This window comes from Pseudomonas sp. NFACC13-1 (assembly GCF_900104425.1).
Lineage (GTDB): Bacteria > Pseudomonadota > Gammaproteobacteria > Pseudomonadales > Pseudomonadaceae > Aquipseudomonas > Aquipseudomonas fluorescens_AA.
This window is the reverse complement of the sequence record NZ_FMXV01000007.1, coordinates 208,731-232,918: the sequence shown is the minus strand read 5'-3', so window position 1 is coordinate 232,918 and position 24,188 is coordinate 208,731. Positions and strand designations below refer to the sequence as shown.

General features: G+C 62.3%; 25 protein-coding genes. 19 read left to right on the top strand and 6 right to left on the bottom strand.

Annotated elements, in window-relative coordinates; genetic code table 11:
• The 7 genes from BLQ55_RS12535 to BLQ55_RS12505 all read left to right on the top strand — a co-directional run.
• Positions 1-285 (top strand): OprD family outer membrane porin (locus tag BLQ55_RS12535; RefSeq protein WP_143011724.1); only part of this gene is annotated, 285 nt, incomplete at its 5' end.
• 145 nt (positions 286-430) lie between these two features.
• Positions 431-1,252 (top strand): NAD-dependent epimerase/dehydratase family protein, encoded by an 822-nt coding sequence (locus BLQ55_RS12530; RefSeq protein WP_092196517.1) that lies wholly within the window; start codon positions 431-433, stop codon positions 1,250-1,252.
• 42 nt (positions 1,253-1,294) lie between these two features.
• Positions 1,295-2,200, top strand: coding sequence for an SMP-30/gluconolactonase/LRE family protein (locus tag BLQ55_RS12525; RefSeq protein WP_092254058.1), 906 nt, complete (start codon positions 1,295-1,297; stop codon positions 2,198-2,200).
• A gap of 58 nt (positions 2,201-2,258) precedes the next feature.
• The gene (locus tag BLQ55_RS12520; protein ID WP_092196523.1) at positions 2,259-3,227 is read left to right on the top strand and encodes a TRAP transporter substrate-binding protein; all 969 of its coding nucleotides are present in this window, start codon (positions 2,259-2,261) and stop codon (positions 3,225-3,227) included.
• Between the two features lie 77 nt (positions 3,228-3,304).
• Positions 3,305-3,832: a TRAP transporter small permease gene (locus BLQ55_RS12515; RefSeq protein ID WP_092171919.1), complete on the top strand. Its 528-nt coding sequence runs from the start codon at positions 3,305-3,307 to the stop codon at positions 3,830-3,832.
• Positions 3,832-5,112, top strand: coding sequence for a TRAP transporter large permease (locus BLQ55_RS12510; RefSeq protein WP_092196526.1), 1,281 nt, complete (start codon positions 3,832-3,834; stop codon positions 5,110-5,112). The genes BLQ55_RS12515 and BLQ55_RS12510 overlap by 1 nt, the downstream gene beginning before the upstream one ends.
• A gap of 214 nt (positions 5,113-5,326) precedes the next feature.
• Positions 5,327-6,250 (top strand): aldose 1-epimerase, encoded by a 924-nt coding sequence (locus tag BLQ55_RS12505; RefSeq protein WP_092254056.1) that lies wholly within the window; start codon positions 5,327-5,329, stop codon positions 6,248-6,250.
• Here the strand turns inward: BLQ55_RS12505 and BLQ55_RS12500 are convergent.
• Positions 6,231-7,031: a sulfite exporter TauE/SafE family protein gene (locus tag BLQ55_RS12500; protein ID WP_092254054.1), complete on the bottom strand. Its 801-nt coding sequence runs from the start codon at positions 7,029-7,031 to the stop codon at positions 6,231-6,233. The two genes, BLQ55_RS12505 and BLQ55_RS12500, sit on opposite strands and share 20 nt — an antisense overlap.
• A 138-nt stretch (positions 7,032-7,169) precedes the next feature.
• Here BLQ55_RS12500 and BLQ55_RS12495 point away from each other — a divergent pair, with 138 nt between their 5' ends.
• Positions 7,170-8,033, top strand: coding sequence for an MBL fold metallo-hydrolase (locus tag BLQ55_RS12495; RefSeq protein ID WP_092254052.1), 864 nt, complete (start codon positions 7,170-7,172; stop codon positions 8,031-8,033).
• A gap of 87 nt (positions 8,034-8,120) precedes the next feature.
• Here the strand turns inward: BLQ55_RS12495 and bkdR are convergent, their stop codons facing one another.
• Positions 8,121-8,609 (bottom strand): Bkd operon transcriptional regulator BkdR, encoded by a 489-nt coding sequence (gene bkdR, locus BLQ55_RS12490; protein ID WP_003202929.1) that lies wholly within the window; start codon positions 8,607-8,609, stop codon positions 8,121-8,123.
• Positions 8,610-8,801: 192 nt separating this feature from the next.
• Between bkdR and BLQ55_RS12485 the strand changes: the two genes are divergently transcribed.
• From BLQ55_RS12485 to BLQ55_RS12465, 5 genes are all read left to right on the top strand, one after another.
• Positions 8,802-10,037, top strand: a complete 1,236-nt coding sequence (locus BLQ55_RS12485; protein WP_092196537.1) for a 3-methyl-2-oxobutanoate dehydrogenase (2-methylpropanoyl-transferring) subunit alpha — start codon at positions 8,802-8,804, stop codon at positions 10,035-10,037.
• Position 10,038: 1 nt separating this feature from the next.
• On the top strand, positions 10,039-11,097 hold the full coding sequence (locus tag BLQ55_RS12480; RefSeq protein WP_018605866.1) for an alpha-ketoacid dehydrogenase subunit beta: 1,059 nt from the start codon (positions 10,039-10,041) through the stop codon (positions 11,095-11,097).
• Positions 11,098-12,366: a dihydrolipoamide acetyltransferase family protein gene (locus BLQ55_RS12475; RefSeq protein ID WP_092254050.1), complete on the top strand. Its 1,269-nt coding sequence runs from the start codon at positions 11,098-11,100 to the stop codon at positions 12,364-12,366.
• Between the two features lie 18 nt (positions 12,367-12,384).
• Complete coding sequence (lpdA, locus tag BLQ55_RS12470) at positions 12,385-13,767, top strand: dihydrolipoyl dehydrogenase (RefSeq protein WP_092196543.1); 1,383 nt, start codon at positions 12,385-12,387, stop codon at positions 13,765-13,767.
• Positions 13,768-14,024: 257 nt separating this feature from the next.
• On the top strand, positions 14,025-15,044 hold the full coding sequence (locus BLQ55_RS12465; RefSeq protein WP_092196546.1) for a branched-chain amino acid aminotransferase: 1,020 nt from the start codon (positions 14,025-14,027) through the stop codon (positions 15,042-15,044).
• 184 nt (positions 15,045-15,228) lie between these two features.
• On the opposite strand, the gene BLQ55_RS12460 is transcribed toward BLQ55_RS12465, so the two are convergent.
• Positions 15,229-16,158, bottom strand: a complete 930-nt coding sequence (locus tag BLQ55_RS12460) for a DMT family transporter (protein WP_092196549.1) — start codon at positions 16,156-16,158, stop codon at positions 15,229-15,231.
• A 109-nt stretch (positions 16,159-16,267) separates the two neighbouring features.
• On the opposite strand from BLQ55_RS12460, the gene BLQ55_RS12455 reads away from it, so the two are divergent.
• On the top strand, positions 16,268-17,059 hold the full coding sequence (locus BLQ55_RS12455; RefSeq protein ID WP_092254048.1) for an AraC family transcriptional regulator: 792 nt from the start codon (positions 16,268-16,270) through the stop codon (positions 17,057-17,059).
• A 21-nt stretch (positions 17,060-17,080) separates the two neighbouring features.
• On the opposite strand, the gene BLQ55_RS12450 is transcribed toward BLQ55_RS12455, so the two are convergent.
• Positions 17,081-17,422 (bottom strand): FKBP-type peptidyl-prolyl cis-trans isomerase, encoded by a 342-nt coding sequence (locus BLQ55_RS12450; RefSeq protein WP_092254046.1) that lies wholly within the window; start codon positions 17,420-17,422, stop codon positions 17,081-17,083.
• A gap of 295 nt (positions 17,423-17,717) precedes the next feature.
• Here BLQ55_RS12450 and BLQ55_RS12445 point away from each other — a divergent pair, with 295 nt between their 5' ends.
• The gene (locus BLQ55_RS12445; RefSeq protein WP_092196560.1) at positions 17,718-18,779 is read left to right on the top strand and encodes a M4 family metallopeptidase; all 1,062 of its coding nucleotides are present in this window, start codon (positions 17,718-17,720) and stop codon (positions 18,777-18,779) included.
• Complete coding sequence (locus tag BLQ55_RS12440) at positions 18,779-19,102, top strand: protealysin inhibitor emfourin (RefSeq protein ID WP_053122893.1); 324 nt, start codon at positions 18,779-18,781, stop codon at positions 19,100-19,102. The genes BLQ55_RS12445 and BLQ55_RS12440 overlap by 1 nt, the downstream gene beginning before the upstream one ends.
• A 4-nt stretch (positions 19,103-19,106) precedes the next feature.
• Here BLQ55_RS12440 and BLQ55_RS12435 read toward each other — a convergent pair whose 3' ends face one another.
• Positions 19,107-19,415, bottom strand: a complete 309-nt coding sequence (locus tag BLQ55_RS12435; RefSeq protein ID WP_092254044.1) for an RcnB family protein — start codon at positions 19,413-19,415, stop codon at positions 19,107-19,109.
• Between the two features lie 291 nt (positions 19,416-19,706).
• On the opposite strand from BLQ55_RS12435, the gene BLQ55_RS12430 reads away from it, so the two are divergent.
• Entirely contained in the window at positions 19,707-20,810 is a 1,104-nt protein-coding gene (locus BLQ55_RS12430; RefSeq protein ID WP_092254042.1) for a DNA alkylation repair protein, read from the top strand.
• A gap of 4 nt (positions 20,811-20,814) precedes the next feature.
• On the opposite strand, the gene BLQ55_RS12425 is transcribed toward BLQ55_RS12430, so the two are convergent.
• The gene (locus tag BLQ55_RS12425) at positions 20,815-22,893 is read right to left on the bottom strand and encodes a putative bifunctional diguanylate cyclase/phosphodiesterase (protein ID WP_092196569.1); all 2,079 of its coding nucleotides are present in this window, start codon (positions 22,891-22,893) and stop codon (positions 20,815-20,817) included.
• A 391-nt stretch (positions 22,894-23,284) separates the two neighbouring features.
• Here BLQ55_RS12425 and BLQ55_RS31495 point away from each other — a divergent pair, with 391 nt between their 5' ends.
• Positions 23,285-23,449 (top strand): hypothetical protein, encoded by a 165-nt coding sequence (locus BLQ55_RS31495; RefSeq protein ID WP_256326566.1) that lies wholly within the window; start codon positions 23,285-23,287, stop codon positions 23,447-23,449.
• 41 nt (positions 23,450-23,490) lie between these two features.
• Positions 23,491-24,132 carry a DUF1345 domain-containing protein gene (locus BLQ55_RS12415; protein WP_092196575.1) on the top strand — a complete coding sequence of 214 codons (642 nt, stop codon included), beginning with the start codon at positions 23,491-23,493 and terminating at the stop codon, positions 24,130-24,132.
• Positions 24,133-24,188: the final 56 nt, after the last annotated feature.

Sequence of the window (24,188 nt, the reverse complement as noted above, 5' to 3'; positions counted from 1 at the left end):
AAGGAAAAATCCTGGCAACTGCGCCACGACTTCAACTTCGCCGCGGTCGGCGTGCCGGGCCTGACCCTGATGAACCGCTACATCAGCGGTGACAACGTGCACACCGCCACGGTCGACGATGGCAAGGAATGGGGCCGGGAAAGTGAGCTGGCCTACACCGTGCAGAGTGGCGCGTTGAAAAGCCTCAACGTGAAGTGGCGTAACTCGACGATGCGTCGGGATTACAGCACCAACGAATTCGATGAGAACCGTATTTTCATCAGCTATCCGATCAGTTTGTTGTAAGGCGGTTGGGTGGGCCTGCTGGTGAGGGGGCGGCTGGGCTGGCGCCTTCGCAAGCAGGCTCGCTCCCACAAGCAAAGGTCACCCTTTGCCCGCGGTCATATGGCCTATACAACGGATATCACTCACTGTTTGCTCAGGTAATGCCATGACGACGACACCGATTCGCCAACCCCTCAATCGCCTGCTGCTGACCGGCGCCGCCGGCGGCCTGGGCAAAGTCCTGCGCGAGCGCCTCAAGCCTTTCGCCCGTCATATCCGGCTGTCGGATATCGCCAACATGGCCCCGGCCATCGATGAAAGCGAAGAAGTGGTGCCGTGCGACCTGTCCGATAAACAGGCCGTGCACCGTTTGGTGGAAGGCGTCGACGCCATCCTGCATTTCGGGGGTGTTTCGGTGGAGCGCCCGTTCGAAGAAATCCTGGGCGCCAACATCAGTGGCGTGTTCCACATCTATGAAGCCGCCCGCAAGCATGGCGTCAAGCGCGTGATCTTCGCCAGCTCCAACCACGTCATCGGCTTCTACAAGCAGGACGAAGCCCTCGACGCCCTCTCCCCGCGCCGCCCGGATGGCTACTACGGCCTGTCCAAGTCCTACGGCGAAGACGTCGCCAGTTTCTACTTCGATCGCTACGGCATCGAGACCGTGAGCATCCGCATCGGCTCCTCGTTCGCCGAGCCACAGAACCGCCGGATGATGAGCACCTGGCTGAGCTTCGACGACCTCACCCAACTGATCGAATGCTCGCTCTACACGCCAAAGGTCGGCCACACCGTGGTCTACGGCGTGTCTGCCAACCGCGACGTCTGGTGGGACAACAGCCACGCCGCGCACCTGGGTTACCAACCCAAGGACACTTCCGAGATTTTCCGCGACAAGATCGAGGCCCAGCCAATGCCGGCCGCCGATGACCCGGCCAGGATCTACCAGGGCGGTGCCTTCGTCGCAGCCGGCCCGTTCGACGACTGATTGGCCTGTTTCCATGGGATACGGACGGACAAAGGAACCACCATGCAAGCCGAATTGATTGTCGATGCACGCAACGCCGTCGGGGAGAGCCCGGTGTGGGTCCCCGAGGAAAACGCCCTGTATTGGGTGAACATCCCCAGCGGTGGCCTGCAACGCTGGAATGCCAGCAGCGGAAAAATCCAGGGCTGGGAGGCCCCCGAAATGCTTGCCTGCATTGCCCGTCACCAGGACGGCGGCTGGGTCGCGGGCATGGAAAGCGGTTTCTTCCGCCTGCACCCCCATGACGACGGCAGCCTGGACAGCGAACGCTGTGGGAGCGTCGAGCACAGCCGCGCCGACATGCGCCTCAACGATGGCCGTTGCGACCGCCAGGGCCGTTTCTGGGCCGGCAGCATGGTGCTGAACATGGCCGCCAACGTCGACGAAGGCCGGATGTACCGCTATGAAGCCGGGCAACGCAGCCCGGTCGAGGCGCAACTGAGCGGTTTCATCGTGCCCAACGGCCTGGGATTCAGCCCGGATGGGCGGACGATGTACCTCTCCGATTCACACCCATTGGTCCAGCAGATCTGGGCTTTCGATTACGACATCGACAGCGGCACGCCGTCCAACCGGCGGCTGTTCGTCGACATGCTGCCCCTGGCCGGTCGCCCGGACGGCGCGGCAGTCGACGCCGACGGTTGCTACTGGATCTGCGCCAACGACGCCGGGCTGATTCACCGTTTCACCCCCGATGGACGTCTCGACCGTTCGCTGGAAGTGCCGGTGAAAAAACCCACCATGTGCGCCTTTGGCGGCAGCCGCCTGGACACCCTTTTCGTCACCTCGATCCGCCCCGGCGACGACAACGACCCACAGTCCCTGGCCGGTGGCGTGTTCGCCCTCAAGCCCGGCGTCAAGGGCCTGGCCGAACCCGCTTTTGGAGGGCTGAAACACGCCGCGAAATAATCTGCTGCACCGCTTTGCTGAATGAGCCATAAAAAAAACAACAAACTGGAGATGGACCATGAATTTCAAACGTACGCTTCTGATCGCAGCCCTCCCCCTGGCCTTCCTGGCCCAGGCGGCACAGGCCCTCGACCTCAAGATCGCCGACATCCACCCAAAGGGCTACCCGACCGTGGTCGCCGAGGAACACATGGGTGAAACCCTGACCAAGGAAAGCAACGGCGAACTGAAATTCAAATACTTCCCGGGCGGCGTCTTGGGTTCGGAAAAAGAAGTCATCGAGCAAATGCAGGCCGGTGCGATCCAGATGTCCCGTGTCAGCCTCGGCATCGTCGGCCCAGTGGTGCCGGACGTGAACGTGTTCAACATGCCGTTCATCTTTCGTGACCAGGCGCACATGCGCGCCGTTATCGACGGAGCGGTGGGCGATGAGATCCTCGACCGCATCACCAACTCTGAATTCGGCCTGGTGGCCCTGGCCTGGATGGACGGCGGCACGCGCAACCTCTACACCAAGAAACCGGTGCGCAAGCTCGAAGATCTCAAGGGTATGAAAATCCGCGTGCAAGGTAATCCGATGTTCATCGAGATGATGAACGCCATGGGCGCCAACGGTATCGCGATGGACACCGGAGAAATCTTCAGCGCCCTGCAGACCGGCGTGATCGACGGTGCGGAAAACAACCCGCCGACCCTGCTCGAACACAACCACTACCAAAACGCCAAGTACTACAGCCTCACCGGACACCTGATCCTGCCAGAGCCGATCGTGATGTCGAAAATCACTTGGAACAAACTCACGCCAGAGCAGCAGGACATGGTGAAAAAAGCCGCCAAGGCCGCCCAGGCCGAAGAGCGTGTGCTGTGGGACAAGAAGTCCGCCGCCAGTGAAGAAAAACTCAAGGCCGCCGGCGTCGAGTTCATCACCGTCGACAAGAAACCCTTCTACGACGCCACCGCGCCGATCCGGGCCAAGTACGGCGCGCCGTATGCCGACCTGATCAAGAAAATCGAAGCCGTGCAGTAAGCCCCCCTCAATCTGTATCCATGAAAAAGGCCCTGCGCGCCGGATGTTATGGGCGCGCCTGGTTACGGTGAAACCCGATGAAGAATTTGCTGCTGCGTATCAACGATAAAATCTACATGACGTGCATCTGGGTGGCCGGCCTTTCTGTCCTTGCCGTTGCGCTGATGATCCCCTGGGGGGTGTTTGCCCGCTACGTGCTTGGCTCAGGCTCGAGCTGGCCGGAACCTACCGCGATTCTACTCATGATCGTGTTCACCTTCATCGGTGCCGCCGCCAGCTACCGCTCCGGCTCGCATATGGCCGTCGACATGGTTACCTCTCGCATGCCGCCGCACCTGAAAACCGCCGCGTCGGTTGTCTCTCAGCTGTTGATGGCAGCCGTGTGCATTTTCATGACCGTGTGGGGCACCAAGCTGTGCATGACCACTTGGAATCAATTCATGAGCGCCATCCCTACCCTGCGCGTCGGCATCACGTACATGCCGATACCGATCGGTGGCTTCCTGACGTTGATTTTTGTGCTGGAAAAACTCTTGCTGGGTGATCAGAGCCAGCGTCGGGTCGTGCAGTTCGACTTGGTTGAAGAAAACGAAGGTGCCGCTTAATGGACGCTCTGATTCTGTTGGGCAGTTTTTTGCTGTTGATCCTGATCGGCATGCCGGTCGCCTACGCGCTGGGCGCTGCCGCCCTGATCGGGGCGTGGTGGATCGATATTCCGTTCCAGGCCATGATGATCCAGGTAACGGGCGGTGTGAACAAGTTCTCGCTGCTGGCCATCCCCTTCTTCGTCCTGGCCGGTGCGATCATGGCCGAGGGCGGTATGTCCCGCCGCCTGGTGGCATTCGCCAGTGTATTGGTAGGCTTCGTGCGCGGCGGCCTGTCATTGGTCAACCTCGTGGCCTCGAGTTTTTTTGGCGCAATCTCCGGTTCCTCGGTAGCCGATACCGCCTCGGTCGGTTCGGTGTTGATCCCGGAAATGACACGCCGGGGCTATCCGCGTGATTACGCCACCGCCGTCACTGTCAGTGGTTCGGTGCAAGCGCTGCTGACGCCGCCCAGCCACAATGCGGTGTTGTACTCCCTCGCCGCTGGCGGCACCGTTTCCATCGGATCGCTGTTCATGGCCGGCATCGTCCCCGGCATCATGATGAACCTCTGCCTGATGGCGCTGTGCCTGGTTTTTGCGAAAAAGCGCAACTACCCCAAAGGTGAAGTGATCCCGCTCAAGGAAGCGTTGAAGATTTGCAAGGAAGCCATGTGGGGCATGATGACCTTGTTCATCATCCTCGGCGGCATTCTCTCGGGCGTTTTCACCGCCACTGAATCGGCCGCCATTGCTGTGGTGTGGGCGTTTTTCGTGACCATGTGCATCTACCGCGACTACAAATGGAGCGAGTTGCCGAAACTGATGCACCGCACCGTACGCACCATCTCCATCGTGATGATCCTGATCGGCTTCGCCGCCAGCTTTGGCTACATCATGACGCTGATGGAAATCCCGGCGAAGATCACCACTGCATTCCTGACGCTGTCGGACAATCGCTATGTGATCCTGATGTGCATCAACGTGATGTTGCTGCTGCTGGGCACCGTGATGGACATGGCGCCGCTGATCCTGATCCTCACGCCCATCCTGATGCCGGTGATCGTCGGCATCGGCGTAGATCCGGTGCAGTTCGGCATGATCATGCTGGTCAACTTGGGCATCGGCCTGATTACGCCACCAGTGGGTGCAGTGCTGTTCGTGGGCTCGGCCATTGGCAAGGTCAGTATCGAAAGCACTGTCAAGGCGCTGCTGCCGTTCTACGCCATGTTGTTCGTGGTACTGATGCTGGTGACTTACATCCCCGCCATTTCCCTGTGGTTGCCGCATCTGGTGTTGTAATTCCATCAGCCAGCAAGCCCCCTTGTGGCGAGGGATTTTATCCCCGCTCCTGTAGGAGCTGCCGCAGGCTGCGATCTTTTCATCTTCCGCTTGAGACTCAATGGGCAGGGGAAAGATCGCAGCCTCGCTTCGCTCGTCAGCTCCTACAGGCGCAGCCGAGCGGGAGCAAGCTCCCTCGCCACAAAGGCTTCCCCACTCGACAGATGCGACCACCATGCCGCCACTCCTTCTCCATCTCGAAGACGAACTGACCCGCCTCACCCTGGCCCCGCATCTGGGCGCCAGCCTGGTCGAATGGACCGTGCGCAGCAGCGGCGCGCCATTGCTACGCCCGCCGGCCCCCCAAGCCCTGGAAAACGGCTTGCCCGGCAAGCTCGGTGGCTTCCCGTTGATCCCCTGGTCGAATCGGATCGCCAACGGCGGTTTCGATTGCCCTGACGGCTGGCTGGCCCTGGACGCCAACAGCCCCAACGACCCGTTCCCCATCCATGGCAGCGCCTGGCAGCAACCGTGGCAAGTGACCGAACAGAATGCCCAGGAAGCATTGCTGCAACTCGACAGTCAGCACCCGTTCGGCTATAGCGCCAGTTTGCGTGTCCGCTTGCGCGGCGGCCAGTTGCAGATCGCAATGCTCGTCACCCACACGGCGAAACAGCCGGCGTGGCACGGGCTCGGCCTGCACCCATACTTCCCGCGCACCGCCGGCACGCGTTTGCAAACCCAGGCGAGCGAAGCCTGGCTGTGCGACGCCACTAAACTGCCGACGGAACGGATTGACCTGCCCGAACACTGGAACTTCCGGGAGTCCCGCTTATTGCCGGACACCGTCGTGGACAACGGCTTCGGTGGCTGGGACGGGCATTGCCTGATCCAACAACCGGACCTGGGTTATGAGCTGGCGTGCCAGGCCAGCGGCTGCGATTACTTCCTGCTCTACTGCCCCGTGGGCCTGGATTTCTTTTGCATCGAACCGGTCAGTCATCCGGTCAACGCCCACCACCTGCCTGGGCGGCCAGGCTTGCGCCTGCTGGAGCAAGGGCAATCGGTAGCGCTGGAGTTTTCGATGCAGTGCCGGTTGCTGCAACCCTCTGGCCATGGGCAATCCCGGTTCATGGCCGCTACGCCCGCACCCACATGAACACTGCCACCCCCAGGCACACCCCGGCGAACCCCACTTGCAGCGCCCGGGCCGGAACCTTGGCCGCCACTCGCCGCCCGAGCACCATCCCGACGATGCTCGCCGCAATGAACGCCATCCCTACCCGGTCGATGCTCACCCCGGCATGAAACGCGCCCACCACGCCAATCAACGAAATCAGGCTGATAACCATCAAGGACGTCGCGACGATCCCGCGCATCTGCACATCGGTCAGTTGCTTGAACGCCGGCACGATCAGGAAGCCGCCCCCCACGCCCAGCAACCCCGAGACCATGCCCGTCACCGCGCCCAATGCCGACAGCGTGGCGGTGCAACGAGGCGTCCAGGCCAGGCGGCCGGTCTGGCGGTCGAGCATGCAGTTTTTCTGGCCCCAACTGGCGGCGCCATGATCACTGGGCCCCACTTGCGGCGTTTCCCGGCGCAACATGCGCGCCGCCACCAGCACCATCAGCAGGCTGAACAGCATCATCAGGATTTTTTCCGAGAGCTGGTGGGCGAGGTAGATGCCCAGCGGTGAAAATACCGCGCCCAGCAGTGCGATCAGCAAGGCCGCACGGTAGCACACCAGGCCATGGCGCAGCCCGTCGATGGCCCCCACCGCCGCCGCGCTACCCACCGCGAACAACGCCACCGGCGCGGCCTGGGTCATGCTCCAGCCCAGGCCCAACACCAACGCCGGCACCGCCAGGATGCCGCCGCCCGCCCCCGTCAGGCCAAGGACCAGGCCCATGACCACACCAAAAAAACTTGCCAGTAACATTCAGGTTCTCTCAAGCCGCGCACACCTGTTGGCAGGTGCGATCGCATTTGCAGGACGCCTTGGCCCTCACTAAGCTGCGGACCATATGTTGTAAACCTCAAGCGTAGCAACCGCTTCTTCCCGCACAGGTCCGCTGTCATGCCCGCGCAGATCCAGAGTTTTCTCGACCCCGCCTCCAAGACCTATACCCATGTTGTGTATGAACACGATGGCGGGCACTGCGCGGTGGTCGATCCGGTGCTCGACTACGATCCGGCCTCGGGCCGCAGCGGCACTGCACAGGCGGATCGGGTGATCGCGTTTGTGCGGGAACATCGACTGACGGTGCAATGGCTGCTGGAGACCCACGCCCATGCCGATCACCTGTCCGCCGCGCCTTACCTGCGTCGGGAGCTGGGCGGCAAGATCGCCATCGGCGAGTCCATCGGCCAGGTGCAGAACGTGTTCAAGACCCTGTTCAACCTGGAGCCGCATTTCGCCGTCGACGGTTCGCAATTCGACCGCCTGTTCGCGCCCGACGAGTCCTTCCTGATCGGCAACCTCAAGGCCACCGCCCTGCATGTGCCCGGCCACACCCCGGCGGACATGGCCTACCTGATCGATGGCGACGTGATCCTGGTGGGCGACACGCTGTTCATGCCCGACGTAGGCACCGCCCGTTGCGACTTCCCTGGCGGCAATGCCCATCAGCTCTACGCCTCGATCCGCAAGCTGCTGGCCTTCCCCGCCGGGGTACGGCTGTACGTGTGCCACGACTATCCACCGGAGGAACGCGAGCCCCACTGCGTGAGCACCGTGGGTGAGCAGCGCCAGCACAACATTCATGTCCGCGATGGCATCGATGAAGCCTCGTTCGTGGCCATGCGTACCCAGCGCGACAAGACGCTGGGCATGCCGACGCTGCTGTTGCCGGCGATCCAGGTGAATGTGCGGGCCGGCCACCTGCCGCCAGCCGAGGACAATGGCGTGACGTACCTGAAGATTCCGATCAATCAGCTTTAAGATCAAAAGATCGCAGCCTTCGGCAGCTCCTACAGGAGAATCGCATTCACAATGTAGGAGCTGCCGAAGGCTGCGATCTTTTGATGTTCAGGTCCCCAAGGTCAGCCCATTGGCCGGCAACGGCAGCGCGGTCTTGTAGCGCACCTGCTTGAGGGCAAAGCTCGAACGGATGTTCGCCACGCCCGGGACCTTGGTCAGGAAGTCCATCATGAACCGCTCCAGCGACTGGATGGTCGGCACCAGCACGCGGATCAGGTAGTCCGGATCGCCGGCCATCAGGTAGCACTCCATCACCTCCGGCCGGTCGGAAATCGCCTCCTCGAAGTGCTGCAACGCTTCCTCCACCTGCTTCTCCAGGCTCACATGGATGAACACGTTGACGTGCAACCCCAGCAGGTCGGCATCCAGCAGCGTGACCTGCTCGCGGATCACGCCCAGTTCCTCCATCGCCCGGACGCGGTTGAAGCACGGCGTCGGCGACAGATTGACCGAACGGGCGAGATCGGCGTTGGTGATGCGGGCGTTTTCCTGAAGGCTGTTCAGAATGCCGATGTCGGTGCGATCCAATTTACGCATGAGACAAATAATCCTGTTTTTTATCGTTGTGCAGATTTTTTATCTGCAAATGATCTGAACAGCAAGCTAACAGAGAAAAATATTCTTCTTCGTCGAGCCTATGATTGTTGTAGGACAATTTCCCCTACCCGGGGACATTCGTCAGCTAGCGCGCCCACTACAAGAAATTCACAAGATCGAGCGTAGAAAGCCATGAACCCAGCGTACGAACCGCTACGCCTGCACGTCCCCGAACCCTCGGGCCGTCCCGGCTGCAAGACCGACTTTTCCTACCTGCATCTGTCCGATGCCGGCACGGTGCGCAAACCTCCCATTGACGTCGAACCCGCCGAAACCGCCGACCTGGCCCGCAGCCTGATCCGCGTGCTCGATGACCAGGGCAATGCCTTGGGCGACTGGGCGGCGGATATTCCCGTCGAGATCCTGCGCAAAGGCATGCGCGCCATGCTCAAGACACGCATCTACGACAACCGCATGGTGGTCGCCCAGCGCCAGAAAAAGATGTCGTTCTACATGCAAAGCCTTGGCGAAGAAGCCATCGGCAGCGGCCAGGCCCTGGCGCTGAACATCGATGACATGTGCTTTCCCACCTACCGCCAGCAAAGCATCCTGATGGCCCGGGAAGTGCCGCTGGTGGGCATGATCTGCCAACTGCTGTCCAACGAGCGCGATCCGCTCAAGGGCCGGCAGTTGCCGATCATGTACTCGGTCAAGGACGCCGGTTTCTTCACCATTTCCGGCAACCTCGCCACGCAATTCATCCAGGGCGTGGGCTGGGGCATGGCCTCGGCGATCAAGGGCGACACCAAGATCGCCTCGGCCTGGATCGGTGACGGCGCTACCGCCGAATCGGACTTCCACACCGCCCTCACCTTCGCCCACGTCTACCGGGCGCCGGTGATCCTCAACGTGGTCAACAACCAGTGGGCGATTTCCACCTTCCAGGCCATTGCCGGCGGTGAAGCCACGACGTTCGCCGGACGCGGCGTCGGTTGCGGCATCGCCTCCCTGCGTGTCGATGGCAACGATTTCATGGCGGTCTACGCCGCCTCGCGCTGGGCCGCCGAACGCGCCCGCCGCAACCTCGGCCCGGCCCTGATCGAATGGGTCACCTACCGCGCCGGCCCGCACTCCACCTCGGACGATCCCTCCAAGTACCGCCCCGCCGACGACTGGAGCCACTTCCCGCTGGGCGATCCGATTGCCCGTCTCAAGCAGCACATGGTCAAGATCGGCCAGTGGTCCGAAGAGGAACATGCGGCGGTCAGCGCCGAACTCGAAGCCGAGGTGATCGCCGCGCAGAAGGAAGCCGAACAGTACGGCACCCTCGCCGGCGGGCAGATTCCCAGCGCCGCGACCATGTTCGAAGACGTCTACAAAGAGATGCCGGAGCACTTGAAGCGCCAGCGTCAGCAGTTGGGGATCTGACATGAACGATCACAACAACAATATTGCGTTGGACACCGCCATGACCACTACCACCATGACCATGATCCAGGCCCTGCGCTCGGCCATGGACGTGATGCTCGAACGCGACGACAACGTCGTGGTGTTCGGCCAGGACGTGGGCTACTTCGGCGGCGTGTTCCGCTGCACCGAAGGCCTGCAGAATAAGTACGGCACCTCGCGGGTGTTCGACGCACCGATTTCCGAAAGCGGCATCGTCGGCGTGGCCGTCGGCATGGGCGCCTACGGGCTGCGGCCGGTGGCCGAGATCCAGTTCGCCGACTACGTCTACCCGGCGTCGGACCAGATCATTTCCGAGGCGGCGCGCCTGCGCTATCGCTCGGCCGGCGAGTTCACCGCGCCGATGACCCTGCGCATGCCCTGCGGCGGCGGCATCTACGGCGGCCAGACCCACAGCCAGAGCATCGAGGCGATGTTCACCCAGGTCTGCGGCCTGCGCACCGTGATGCCGTCCAACCCCTACGACGCCAAGGGCTTGCTGATCGCCTCCATCGAAAACGATGACCCGGTGATCTTCCTCGAGCCCAAGCGCCTGTATAACGGCCCGTTCGACGGCCACCACGACCGCCCGGTAACCCCGTGGTCGAAACACCCCTCGGCCCAGGTGCCGGACGGTTACTACACCGTGCCGCTGGACGTCGCCGCCATCACCCGCCCGGGCAAGGACGTGACGGTTCTCACCTATGGCACCACGGTCTACGTCTCTCAAGTGGCGGCCGAAGAAACCGGCATCGACGCCGAAGTCATCGACCTGCGCAGCCTCTGGCCACTGGACCTTGAAACCATCGTCAAATCCGTGAAGAAAACCGGCCGCTGCGTGGTTGTGCATGAAGCCACCCGCACCTGCGGTTTCGGCGCCGAGCTGGTGTCGTTGGTGCAAGAACACTGCTTCCACCACCTGGAAGCGCCCATCGAGCGTGTCACCGGTTGGGACACCCCCTACCCGCATGCGCAGGAGTGGGCGTATTTCCCTGGGCCGTCCCGTGTGGGCGCGGCGTTGAAACGGGTCATGGAGGTCTGAATGGGCACGCACGTTATCAAGATGCCGGACATTGGCGAAGGCATCGCCGAAGTGGAACTGTCGGTGTGGCACGTCAAGGTCGGCGACATGGTGGTCGAAGACCAGGTACTCGCCGATGTCATGACCGACAAGGCGATGGTGGACATCCCTTCGCCGGTGCATGGCCGGGTCATCGCCCTGGGTGGCGAGCCGGGTGAAGTCATGGCGGTGGGCAGCGAACTGATCCGCATTGAAGTCGAAGGTGCGGGTAATTTGAAAGAGTCGGCACAACCGGCGCCCGCCGCGGCGGCTGCGCAGGCACCGAAACTGGCGCCAGTGGCCACGCCTGAACCGGTGCTGGAAAAGACCGCCGCCCCTCGCCCGGCGCCGCAAGCCCCGGTGGCCCGCGATCCCGACGAGCGTCCTCTGGCCTCGCCGGCCGTGCGCAAACACGCGCTGGACCTGGGCATTCAATTGCGTCTGGTCCAGGGCAGCGGCCCGGCCGGACGGGTCCTGCACGAAGACCTCGAAGCCTACCTGGCCCAGGGTCCGTCGTCCCAGGCCAAGGGCGGTTCAGGTTATGCCGAACGCCACGACGAGCAGCAGATCCCGGTGATCGGCATGCGCCGCAAGATCGCCCAGCGCATGCAGGAAGCGACCCAACGCGCGGCCCATTTCAGCTACGTCGAGGAAATCGACGTCACGGCCCTGGAAGAGCTGCGGGTTCACTTGAATGAAAAATACGGCGCCAGTCGCGGCAAGCTGACCTTGCTGCCGTTCTTGGTCCGCGCCCTGGTCGTGGCCCTGCGGGACTTTCCGCAGATGAACGCGCGCTACGACGACGAAGCCCAGGTCATCAATCGCTCAGGCGCGGTGCATGTGGGCGTCGCCACCCAGAGCGACGTTGGCCTGATGGTGCCGGTGGTGCGTCACGCCGAAGCCCGTACGCTGTGGGACAGCGCGGCGGAAATCGCCCGCCTGGCCACGGCGGCCCGCACGGGCAAGGCCAGTCGCGATGAACTGTCCGGCTCGACCATCACCCTGACCAGCCTCGGTGCCCTCGGCGGCATCGTCAGCACGCCGGTGCTGAACCTGCCGGAAGTGGCGATTGTCGGCGTGAACAAAATCGTCGAGCGGCCGGTGGTGATCAAGGGCCAGATCGTGATCCGCAAGATGATGAACCTCTCCAGCTCCTTCGATCACCGGGTGGTCGACGGCATGGACGCGGCGCAATTCATCCAGGCCCTGCGCGGCCTGCTCGAACAACCCGCCACGCTGTTTGTGGACTAATCATCAATGGAGCAGGCGATGCAGACTTTGAACACTACGCTGCTGATCATCGGCGGCGGTCCTGGCGGTTATGTGGCGGCGATCCGCGCCGGGCAATTGGGCATCTCGACCATCCTGGTGGAAGGCCAGGCGTTGGGCGGCACCTGCCTGAACATCGGTTGCATCCCGTCCAAGGCGTTGATCCATGTGGCCGAGCAGTTCCACCAGACCCGACATCACAGTCAGGGCTCGGCCCTGGGCATCACGGTGGCGGCGCCAACGCTGGACATCGGCAAGAGCGTGGAATGGAAGGACGGCATCGTCGATCGCCTGACCACCGGCGTCGCGGCATTGCTGAAAAAGCACAAGGTCCAGGTCATTCATGGCTGGGCCAAGGTGATCGATGGCAAGACGGTCGAGGTCGGTGACACCCGCATCCAGTGTGAACACCTGCTGCTGGCCACCGGTTCGAAAAGCGTCAACCTGCCGATGCTGCCACTGGGCGGGCCGATCATTTCCTCCACCGAAGCCCTCGCCCCCACCTCGGTGCCCAAGCACCTGGTGGTGGTCGGCGGTGGCTACATCGGCCTGGAGCTGGGCATCGCCTATCGCAAGCTCGGCGCCGAGGTCAGCGTGGTCGAGGCCCAGGAGCGAATCCTGCCAGCTTACGACGGCGAGCTGACGCAACCGGTGCACGAGGCGCTCAAGCAGTTGGGGGTGAAGCTGTACCTCAAGCACAGCGTCGAAGGGTTCGATGCCCAGGCCAGCACCTTGCAAGTGCGCGATCCCAATGGCGACACGCTGAACCTGGACACCGACCGGGTGCTGGTGGCGGTCGGGCGCAAACCCCACACCCAGGGCTGGAACCTTGAAGCGCTGGACCTGGCGATGAACGGTTCGGCGGTGAAAATCGACAGTCGTTGCCAGACCAGCATGCGCAACGTCTGGGCCATCGGCGACCTGAGCGGCGAACCGATGCTCGCCCACCGGGCCATGGCCCAGGGCGAAATGGTCGCCGAGCTGATCGCCGGCCAGCATCGGGAATTCAACCCGACCGCCATCGCCGCGGTGTGCTTCACCGACCCGGAACTGGTGGTGGTCGGCAAGACGCCGGACGAGGCCAAGGCCGCCGGGCTGGACTGCCTGGTTTCGAGCTTCCCGTTCGCCGCCAACGGCCGGGCCATGACCCTGGAATCGAAGAGCGGTTTCGTCCGGGTCGTGGCGCGCCGGGACAACCACTTGATCGTGGGCTGGCAAGCGGTCGGCGTCGGCGTGTCTGAGCTGTCCACGGCATTCGGCCAGTCCCTGGAAATGGGCGCGCGCCTGGAGGACATCGCCGGCACCATCCACGCCCATCCGACGCTGGGCGAGGCTGTGCAGGAAGCGGCGTTGCGGGCGTTGGGGCATGCGTTGCATCTGTGATTCAGGGGAATTGATGGTGTGAGCGAGGGCCCTATCGCGAGCAAGCTCGCTCCCACAGGTGATATCGGTCGTTCATGGGAACACAATCCCATGTGGGAGCGAGCTTGCTCGCGATTTTCAAGAACACCATCATTTATCTGTCTGCACCTTATCGTGCGGGCTGCGAAACAGCCCCGGAATGAAGTATTGTTGTCCCCATCCAAAAAACGTCAGAAGCCTTGAACCGTTTCGACGGTTGTTAAGTAATAGAGGGTGTCATGGGTAACGAGAGCATCAATTGGGACAAACTGGGCTTTGACTACATCAAGACCGACAAGCGCTACCTGTCGCACTGGCGCGATGGCGCCTGGGACGCGGGCACCCTGACCGACGACAACGTGCTGCACATCAGCGAGGGCTCCACGGCCCTGCACTACGGTCAGCAGTGCTTCGAAGGCCTGAAGGCCTATCGTTGCAAGGACGGTTCGATCAACCTGTTCCGCCCGGACCAGAACGCCGCCCGCATGCAGCGCAGCTGCGCCCGCCTGCTGATGCCGCAGGTCGAGACCGAGCAGTTCGTCGAAGCCTGCAAGCAAGTGGTCCGCGCCAACGAGCGCTTCATCCCGCCGTATGGTACCGGCGGCGCGCTGTACCTGCGCCCGTTCGTGATCGGCGTGGGTGACAACATCGGCGTGCGCACCGCACCCGAGTTCATCTTCTCGATTTTCTGCATCCCGGTCGGCGCCTACTTCAAGGGCGGCCTGACCCCGCACAATTTCCTGATCTCCAGCTTCGACCGCGCCGCCCCGCAAGGCACCGGTGCGGCCAAGGTCGGTGGCAACTATGCCGCCAGCCTGATGCCCGGCTCCCAGGCCAAGAAGGCCAGCTTCGCCGACTGCATCTACCTGGACCCGATGACCCATTCGAAAATCGAGGAAGTCGGCTCGGCCAACTTCTTCGGCATCACCCACGACGACAAATTCGTCACCCCCAAATCCCCTTCGGTCCTGCCGGGCATCACTCGCCTGTCGTTGATCGAACTGGCCAAATCGCGCCTGGGCCTGGAAGTGATCGAAGGCGACGTGTTCATCGACAAACTGTCGGACTTCAAGGAAGCCGGTGCCTGCGGTACTGCGGCGGTGATCACCCCGATTGGCGGCATCAGCTACAAGGACAAGCTGCACGTTTTCCACAGCGAAACCGAAGTCGGCCCGATCACCCAGAAGCTCTACAAGGAACTGACCGGCGTGCAGACCGGCGACGTGGAAGCGCCGGCGGGTTGGATCGTCAAGGTTTGACCTCCCCGGCAGCATCAGGGGCTTTTATGGTGAGGGAGCCTGCTCCCTCACCCGTAGGAGCTATGTAGGAGCTGACGAGTGAAACGAGGCTGCGATCTTTCCCCAGACACTTGAGTCCCAAGCGAAAGATCAAAAGATCGCAGGCTTCGCCAGCTCCTACAGGCCCCAGCGTCTGATACTCCCATTACTCCCGACGCAATACCAACCACCGCCCCCAACGCTGGCGAAACCATCCGTAACCGCTGACCAGCAAGATCCCGCCCAGCACCAGAACCGCGCCAACGATAAAGTTCGGCTCCAGCGGCTCATCCAGCAACCAGACACCAAAACCGATGCCAAACAGCGGCGTCATGAACGACAGCACGCCCAACTGCGAAGCCAGGTAGTGGCGCAGCAGCGAGAACCAGATCAGGAAACTGGCGAAGGACACCAGCAACACCTGGAACGCCAGGCTGGCAATGAGTTGCGGCGTGGGGTTGATCGTCGTTTGCGCCAACGCCATGGACATTGCGATCAGCAGCACCCCGGCACCCACCAGTTGATAAAGCAGTGTCTGGCTGGCCGGCACGTCGGTCAGCCGCGAACAGCGTACCGTCACCGTGGTCGCACCCCACAGCGCGCCGGCCAACAACCCCATGCCGTCACCGAGCAACGAGCTGCCGTTCCCCGCCCCCGAGCCGCCACTGAAGGCCACCACGATCCCGCCGAAGGCAACCGCGATGCCCAACCATTGCGCCGGCTTCAGGCGTTCGTTCGGCAGTTTCCAGTGCAAGCCGAGGGCGGCGAACATCGGTGCGGTGTACAGGAAGATCACCATGTGCGAAGCCGTCGTATGACGCAGGCCTTCGCCCACCATCACGAACTCCAGGGCAAACAACAACCCCACCAACAGACCAGGACGCCAACTGCCATCGGCCAGGGACAGGCGTTCACCCCGCGCCAGCACCAACAGCCAGACCAGTATCGCGGCGATGGCCGAGCGCACACCCAGTTGCAGCATCGGCGCCATGTCGGCGGCGCTGGCCTTGATCGCGACTTGCTGGAAACCCCAGATGGCACAGAGTCCAGTCATCAGGGCACTGACCTGGCCATCCAGGGCACGGCGGGTGGTCATGGGAAAGATCCTTGGACAGAAATGGATGAAAGGATTGTCTGCCTGACACCTTTGCTGGATATAGTGATTACCCGACAAGCCATCCCGGTAATCCGCCATTGCGGTCGATATGCAGCCTCCAGCCCAACATCTGAAAATGCCTCCGTTCGACGCGGCCCTGCCCTCGCCGATTTTCTTTCGCAGCGCCTGCATGCCGGCCCACGCCACTTACCCCCGGCATCGGCATGCCTGGGGTGAGTTCGTCTATTCCTACAGTGGGGTGATGGAAATCGAGATCGCCCAGCACCATTACCTGGCGCCACCGCAGTACGGCATCTGGCTGCCACCGGACATGGAACACGTTGGGTTCAATCGGCACGAGGCCTGTCATTGTTCGTTGTACCTGGCGGCCGAACTGTGCGCTGCGCTGCCGGCCGTACCCTGCGCGCTGACCTTGAGCCCACTGATCCGCGCGTTGCTGGAAGAGTTGCGCAGCGAGCCGCCGAGCCAACCGCAGACACCCGAGCAGCAGCGCTTGTTGCAGGTGCTGGTGGACAAGCTGACTCAGGCGCCCCATGCCGGTAGCTACCTGCCCTCCTCGGATGATCCACTGCTGGGCCCCGTATTGCGGGCCCTGGAGGCGAATCCCAGCGACCCGCGCTCCTTGCCACAACTGGCCCGCGCCGCCAACACCACCGAACGCACGCTGATGCGCCGGGCCCAACGGGACCTGGGCATGTCCCTGGTGGAATGGCGCCAGCGCCTGAAAGTCATCGAGGCCCTGGCCCTGCTCGAACGTGGCCAGAGCGTGGAAACCATTGGCCTGGACCTGGGCTACAGCAGCGCCTCGGCGTTCATCAGCATGTTTCGCAAAATGATGGGCACCACGCCGGACGAGTATCGACGCAGGCATATGGCTTAAGGCCCCGCCCTGGTAAGCCCTTCAATCGTCCCGGGTCAGCACCTCCAGCAACTCGATTTCAAAGATTAGGTTGGCGTTGGGCTTGATGTGTGCGCCCATGGACCGTTCACCGTAGGCCAGGTGGGCCGGCACCAGCAACTTGCGCTTGCCGCCGACTTGCATGCCCATCAGGCCCAGGTCCCAGCCCTTGATGACGCGACCGGTGCCGATCACGCATTGGAAGGGTTTGCCGCGACTGTAGGACGAATCGAATTCGGTGCCGTCTTCAAGGGTGCCGCGGTATTGGGTGGTGATCAGCGCACCTTTGACTACGCTTTTGCCGTCGCCCTGTTGCAGGTCGATGATTTGCAGTTCTTCATTCATGGCGTATTTCCGGATCATTTCAGGCGCCGGTTTTTCGCAGAATTCCAGGCATATGGCAATCCTTTGTGGCGAGGGGATTTATCCCCGCTGGAGTGCGAAGCACTCCCAGACGCTACGAACATATAGAAATTTTCGGGGGTCGCTCCGCAACCCTGCGGGGATAAATCCCCTCGCCACAGGTCCTATGGATTCGTATGGCATTGTGTTTTATCAGGCTGCTCATGCAATAGGGAACCGCAACGGCCTATTCGGTTCACATGGGTATCGACCCTGCATTTCAGATAAGGATTTTCTGATGATCGTCTCTCGTCCGCTCCACGGTTTCATTCCGCCGTACATTCTCAATCGCATCATCGCCCACGGTTCCGAACAGCAACGCTCCAGCGCCCTCGGCACCTTGACCCACGTGCGCAATCTGCGGCACAACCCCGGCCCGCCCAGCACCCCGCCCGTCGCGGCGGCGCTGCCCAAGCCCGGCAAGGCCGGACACCCGCAACGTAGCGTGCACGACGCCCAGAACAGCATGGAGCTGCCCGGCCAGCCGGTACGCCTGGAAGGCCAGCGGGCCAGTGGCGATCCGGCCGTGGACGAGGCCTACGATGCCTTGGGCGCCACCTATGATTTTTTCTGGAAGGTCCTGGGGCGCGACTCCATCGACAACAAAGGCTTCGCCCTGGTGGGCAGCGTGCATTACGGCCAGGGCTATGAAAACGCCTTCTGGAACGGCGCGCAGATGGTGTTCGGCGACGGCGACGGCGAAATCTTCCAGCGCTTCACCCGCTCCCTGGACGTGGTGGCCCACGAACTGGCCCATGGCGTCACCGAAAGCGAAGCCGGGCTGATCTACGCCAACCAGTCCGGTGCGTTGAACGAGTCCATCTCCGATGTGTTCGGTGTGCTGGTCAAGCAGTTCGTGCTCGAACAGACCGCCGACCAGGCCGACTGGCTGATCGGCGCCGACCTGCTCACCGACAAGATCAACGGTGACGGCCTGCGCAGCATGTCCAACCCCGGCAGCGCCTACGATGACCCGCTGCTGGGCAAGGACCCGCAACCTTCGCATATGCGCGAATTCGTGATTACCCGTGAAGACAACGGTGGCGTGCACATCAACTCCGGCATTCCCAACCGGGCCTTTTATCTGGCGGCGACCACGCTGGGCGGATTTGCCTGGGAAAAGGCCGGCCGGATCTGGTATGAAACCTTGTGCGACCGAAGACTGGCCAATGACGCGTCCTTCAGCGCCTTCGCCCGCCTGACCGTCGAGCATGCCCGACAGCGCTTCGGCACGCGGGAAGTGCAAGCGGTACAGAACGGCTGGGCCCAGGTCGGCGTCGACCTGACACAGGAGAGCTGATGAAAACCCTTCCAGACCTCGACGACAAGGCCGTGGTACGGCTGTCGCGCCAGGGCGGCGTGGCCGCCATCCATGCACTGACCCGGCCACGGGAAATCGAGTTCGCCCAGTGCGACCTCGACCAGCGCACACGCATCTGTTCGGTCCTGGAGGGCTGCCTGCCGCTGACCTCCTCCACGCCCGGGCGCGGCGACCAGCGGTTTTTCCAGATCGAGGTGCGTTATCGCGCCAACGACCAGGACGACGAGATGGTGCTGCAGGTGCCCGAAGACCGGGCACCCGGCGAGTTGGTTCACCTATGGGACAAAGGCGAAGTGCTCTGAAGATTTAACGTGTGGCCGGCACGATCTTGACGATCGCGCCGGACACGGTTTCGATCAGCAGGTACTTGTCGTCGATCTGCACCCATTGCTGCTCGCTTGTCGGCTGTTCCAGCTTCTTCTGCTTCCAGTCCTTCATGGCCCTGTCCGTGCGCTGGTAGTCCGCCGGTACCCGGTCGTTCTCCACCAGCCTGCGGCCATTGCTCGGCGAATGCTCCAGGGCGTCTCCGGTTTTCTCGACCGCTTGCGCAACAGGCCCAAGGGTTCCAAGGCCGGCAATCAGGACCAGCCTGGCGATCAGGGTGGGTTTGCGCATAGAAAAAACTCCAGTTATTCGAGGGACTGAATCTGGGACTTCGCGAGCGGCAAATCATTCCTTTTACCGTAGAAGCTCGTAGGAGCTCGTAGGAGCTCGTAGGAGCTCGTAGGAGCTGTCGAGTGCAACGAGGCTGCGATCTTTCCCAAGACACTTGAATCCCAAGCGAAAGATCAAAAGATCAAAAGATCAAAAGATCGCAGCCTTCGGCAGCTCCTACAACGCAGCCGAGCGGGAGCAAGCGCCCTCGCCACGGGATATAGTGACAAGCCCTGCACGACGGACCCTGCCATGACGACCCCGACCACTGCCTCCCCTGTCCTCAAGGAAATTTTCAACAGCGCCCGCCTGGAACACATCGCCAGCGAAATGCGCGCGGTGTATCCGGCATTCGACGCCAAGGCATTCTTGCGCCTGGCCAACGATGGGCTGGCCGAGTTGTCGGTGATGCAGCGCATGGCCCGGGTCAGCGAGTGCCTGCACGCGGTGCTGCCTCTCGATTATGAAGCGTCGCTGGAGGTGCTGCGCGCCCTTGCCCCGCGCCTGAACAGCATGTTCGTCAGCATGTTCCTGCCGCACTACGTGGCGTCTTATGGCCGCAATCACTTCGACGTGTCGTTGGACGCGCTCCAGTATTTCACCCGGTTCGGTTCGTCGGAGTTCGCCGTGCGGCACTTCTTGCGGGACGACCTGGAACGCACCCTCAAGGTCATGCACGGCTGGGCCCTGGACGCCAACGAGCACGTGCGCCGCCTGGCCAGCGAAGGCAGCCGGCCGCGCCTGCCGTGGTCGTTTCACCTGGAACCGATCCAGGCCAACCCCGACCTGGCCGCCGCGATCCTCGACACACTCAAGGCCGACGCTAGCCTTTATGTGCGCAAATCCGTGGCCAACCACCTCAACGATGTCACCAAGCAGCATCCGGACTGGGTGCTGGACCAGATCGAAGGCTGGCCGTTGCAAGACCGCCACACCGCGTGGATTGCCCGGCATGCGCTGCGTAGCTTGATCAAACAAGGCAACCCGAGGGCGTTGGGGGTCATCGGCGCCGGCGGCAAGGCGCAGGTCCAGGTGCTGGATTTGCAAGTGACGCCGGCGGTGATTCGCTTGGGAGAACAGGTCACGCTGTCCTTCACGGTGCAATCAACCCTCGGGCAGAGCCAGCGCCTGGTGATCGACTACGCCGTCGACTACGTGAAAGCCTCGGGCGGCACCTCGGCCAAGGTCTTCAAACTCAAGACCTTCGACCTGCCCGCCCAGGGTCGCGTCAACCTCAGCCGTTCGCAACATATTCGCGAGCTGACCACCCGCAAACACTACGCGGGCCGGCATGCCGTGCACCTGCTGGTCAACGGCGAGCGGCTGGGCAGCACGGCGTTCGATATCGTCTCCTGAGGGGTCAGGCTATCGCCATGGTTTTCGCCTGGCGAATGTCCTGCAGGAAACGCTCGGCCGGCAGCGGATGGCCCAACAGATAGCCCTGCAGCGAATCGCAGCCCAACTGGGTCAGGAAGTCTTGTTGCATGTCGGTCTCCACGCCTTCGGCGACGATCCGCAGGCCCAGGGCCTGGCCGAGGGCGACGATGGCCGAGACGATGGCCGCGTCATCGCTGTCGTGCTCCAGGTCCCGCACGAAGCCGCGATCGATCTTCAACTCGTTGGCCGGCAGGCGCTTGAGGTACATCAGGCTCGAGTAGCCGGTGCCGAAGTCGTCGATGGACAAATCCACGCCCATGTCCGAGAGCAGTTGCAACACCGTCATGCTCGCGTCCGCATCGCTCATGGCGGTGGTTTCGGTGATTTCCAGGGTCAGGCTGTTGGCCGGCAGCTTATGCGTTTCCAACGCCTTGGCCACGCTCTGCACCAGACCGGTGTGACAGAACTGCAAGGCCGAGAGGTTCACCGCGATGCGCCAGTCGGTATAACCGAGCACGTACCATTCGCGCATCTGCCGACAGGCTTCGTTCAATACCCATTCGCCGATGGGGATGATCAACCCGGTCTTTTCCGCCAGGTCGATGAACGTGTCGGGCATCAACAGGCCTTGGGTCGGATGGGTCCAGCGCAACAAGGCTTCGGCCCCGACCGGAAGGCCATTGGCCGCGTCGAACTTGGGCTGGTAATGCAGGCTGAACTGCCGCTGTTCGACGGCCATGCGCAAGTCTTGCAACAGCTGCAATTGCTTGCGGGCGTTGCTGTTCATCGAGGCGTCGAAAAAACTGTAGCCGTTTTTGCCAGCGCCCTTGGCGTGGTACATCGCCGCGTCGGCGTTCATCAGCAGCTCTTCAGCGCTCTGGCCGTTGCCAGGGTAAAGGGCGATACCGACGCTGGCGGAGATCTGCAAGTCATGCTCAGACACCCGGAACGTGCGCCCGATCAAGCCGACCTGGCGGGCCGCCAGTCGCAAGGCATCGTCGGGCTCGACCAGTTGCACCAACAGCACGAATTCATCACCGCCGATCCGCGCCAGGGTGTCCTGGCTGCGCAGGTCTTCACGCAGGCGCAGGGCCACGTCCCGCAGCAACAGGTCACCCATGTGGTGACCAAAGGCATCGTTGACCGGCTTGAAACCATCGAGGTCGATGAACATCAAGGCGAAGCAGCCGCCCTGCTCTTGCACCCGATGCATGGCCTGGTCGATCCGGTCGGCCAGCAGCACACGGTTGGGCAGTCCGGTGAGGGGGTCGTGCAGGGCCAACTGTGTCAGTTCCCGGTTGGCCCGGGTCAGGGACTGGGCCAGCTCGGCGGTGCGGGCTTCCAGGCGCGCATCGAGAATCGACGTCAGCAAGGCAATGGCCAGCACCGCCAGGGTGGTGATCAACACCAGATTGTCCAGGCCCTTGCCGCTCAAACCGTCCAGAGAACCACAGAAACTGCCCTCGCTGAACCGCGCCCCGGCCATGCCGGTGTAGTGCATGCCGACGATGGCGATGCCCATGACCACCGCGGCACCCGCGCGCGCCAGACGCACATGGGGGCTGTTCTGGCGCAGGCGAAAGGCAATCCACAGCGCCGCCGCCGACGCGCCGACAGCAATCACCAACGATGCCCCGAACAGCGTCGGGTCGTAATCGATGCCCGGCTGCATCCGCAGCGCGGCCATGCCGGTGTAATGCATGGCGCTGATCCCGGCGCCCATGATCAGCGCCCCGAAAGCCAGTTGCCACGCCGGCAATCGCGGCTGGCTGACCAGCCAAAGGGCAAAACCGCTGGAAAGAATGGCGGTCAGCAGCGACAGCGCGGTGATCGAAACATCGTAGCCAAGCTCAACCGGCAAGGTGAACGCCAGCATGCCGATGAAGTGCATGGACCAGATGCCCACCCCCATCGCCAGCGCGCCCCCGGTCATCCACAAATGCGCGGCACGCCCCTGGGCGGTCGCGATACGCCCGGCCAGATCCAGCGCGGTGTAGGAAGCCAGCACGGCAACAAACAAGGAAATCGAAACAAGGGCGGGGGAATAACTGCCGATGAGCATGGTTTTTTCTCGTAACAGAAGATCCGTACTGCTTCCATGCCCGGTCGGAGGTCGGCGATTGTACTGAATCGTGACAGGGACGCACGAAGCAAATGTCAAAAAGCCATCAAACCTGGAATATTTTCGACGAAAGACACTCCCCCATGCAGGGAGATTTTTTCTGCAAGCCATCCATCATGCGTCCACCTAAGTTCCATTGTGGGAGCGAGCTTGCTCGCGATAGCGGTGGATCAGCATGCATCAATGTTGAATGGGCCGCCGTCATCGCGAGCAAGCTCGCTCCCACAGTGGGATTTGGGCCGGGCACAGGTTTTAGATTCACTGGAGATCCAGTGTGGGAGCGAGCTTGCTCGCGATAGCGGTGGGTCAGTCTGCACACGGGCCCCTGGCCATGGAAGCGGACCACCAGACCCCGACCGGTTTTGACCGGCGACCTCAAGACGCCTGCCGGGGCATCGACAGGGAGGGCTCGATGGAGGCGGCGATCCGGCGGATGCAGGAAGCGGGCGTGCAATTGATCGAATCCAGCGCGATAGACGGTCGCCCCTTCGCTTGATGGCTCATACTAGGTGCCTCTTTTCCGCACAGTGAACCTCCATGCCCTTCCTCGCCCGCACTCACCCGCGTCTTTCCAGCGCCACGGTCCTTGGCCTGGCGGTGGGTATCCTGGTTCCCGTGGACTCGATCATCAGCAAGATCCTGATCGGCTGGAATGCCGGGGTCTGGACCTACCTGGTGCTGATGTTCTGGCTGACCGTGCGGGCCAAGGCGCCCGATGTGAAGCGCATCGCCGAAATCGAAGATGAGAATGCCGGGCTGGTGCTGCTGACGGTCTGCGTCGCGGCATTGGCCAGCCTGGCGACCATCACCTTCGAGCTGGCCGGCAGCCGCGACCTGCAGGCCGCTGGCAAGCTGTTGCATTACGGCTTCACGGCAATGACCGTGATCGGTTCATGGTTGCTGATCGGGGTGATTTTCAGCGTCCACTACGCACGGCTGTATTACACCTGGGAGGGCAAGGAGCCGGCGCTGCGGTTTGCCGAAGGGCTGACCACGCCCAACTATTGGGATTTCCTGTATTTCTCTTTCACCATCGGCGTGGCGGTACAGACCTCGGATGTGGGGGTTGCTACCCGGCAGCTGCGCAAGATCGTGCTGGCGCAGTCGTTGATCGGGTTTGTGTTCAACACGGCGATCCTGGGGTTTTCGATCAATATTGCGGCGGGGTTGTTTGGGTAGAAGGGGCAACCTTGCGTAGGAGCTGCCGAAGGCTGCGATCTTTTGATCTTGATCTT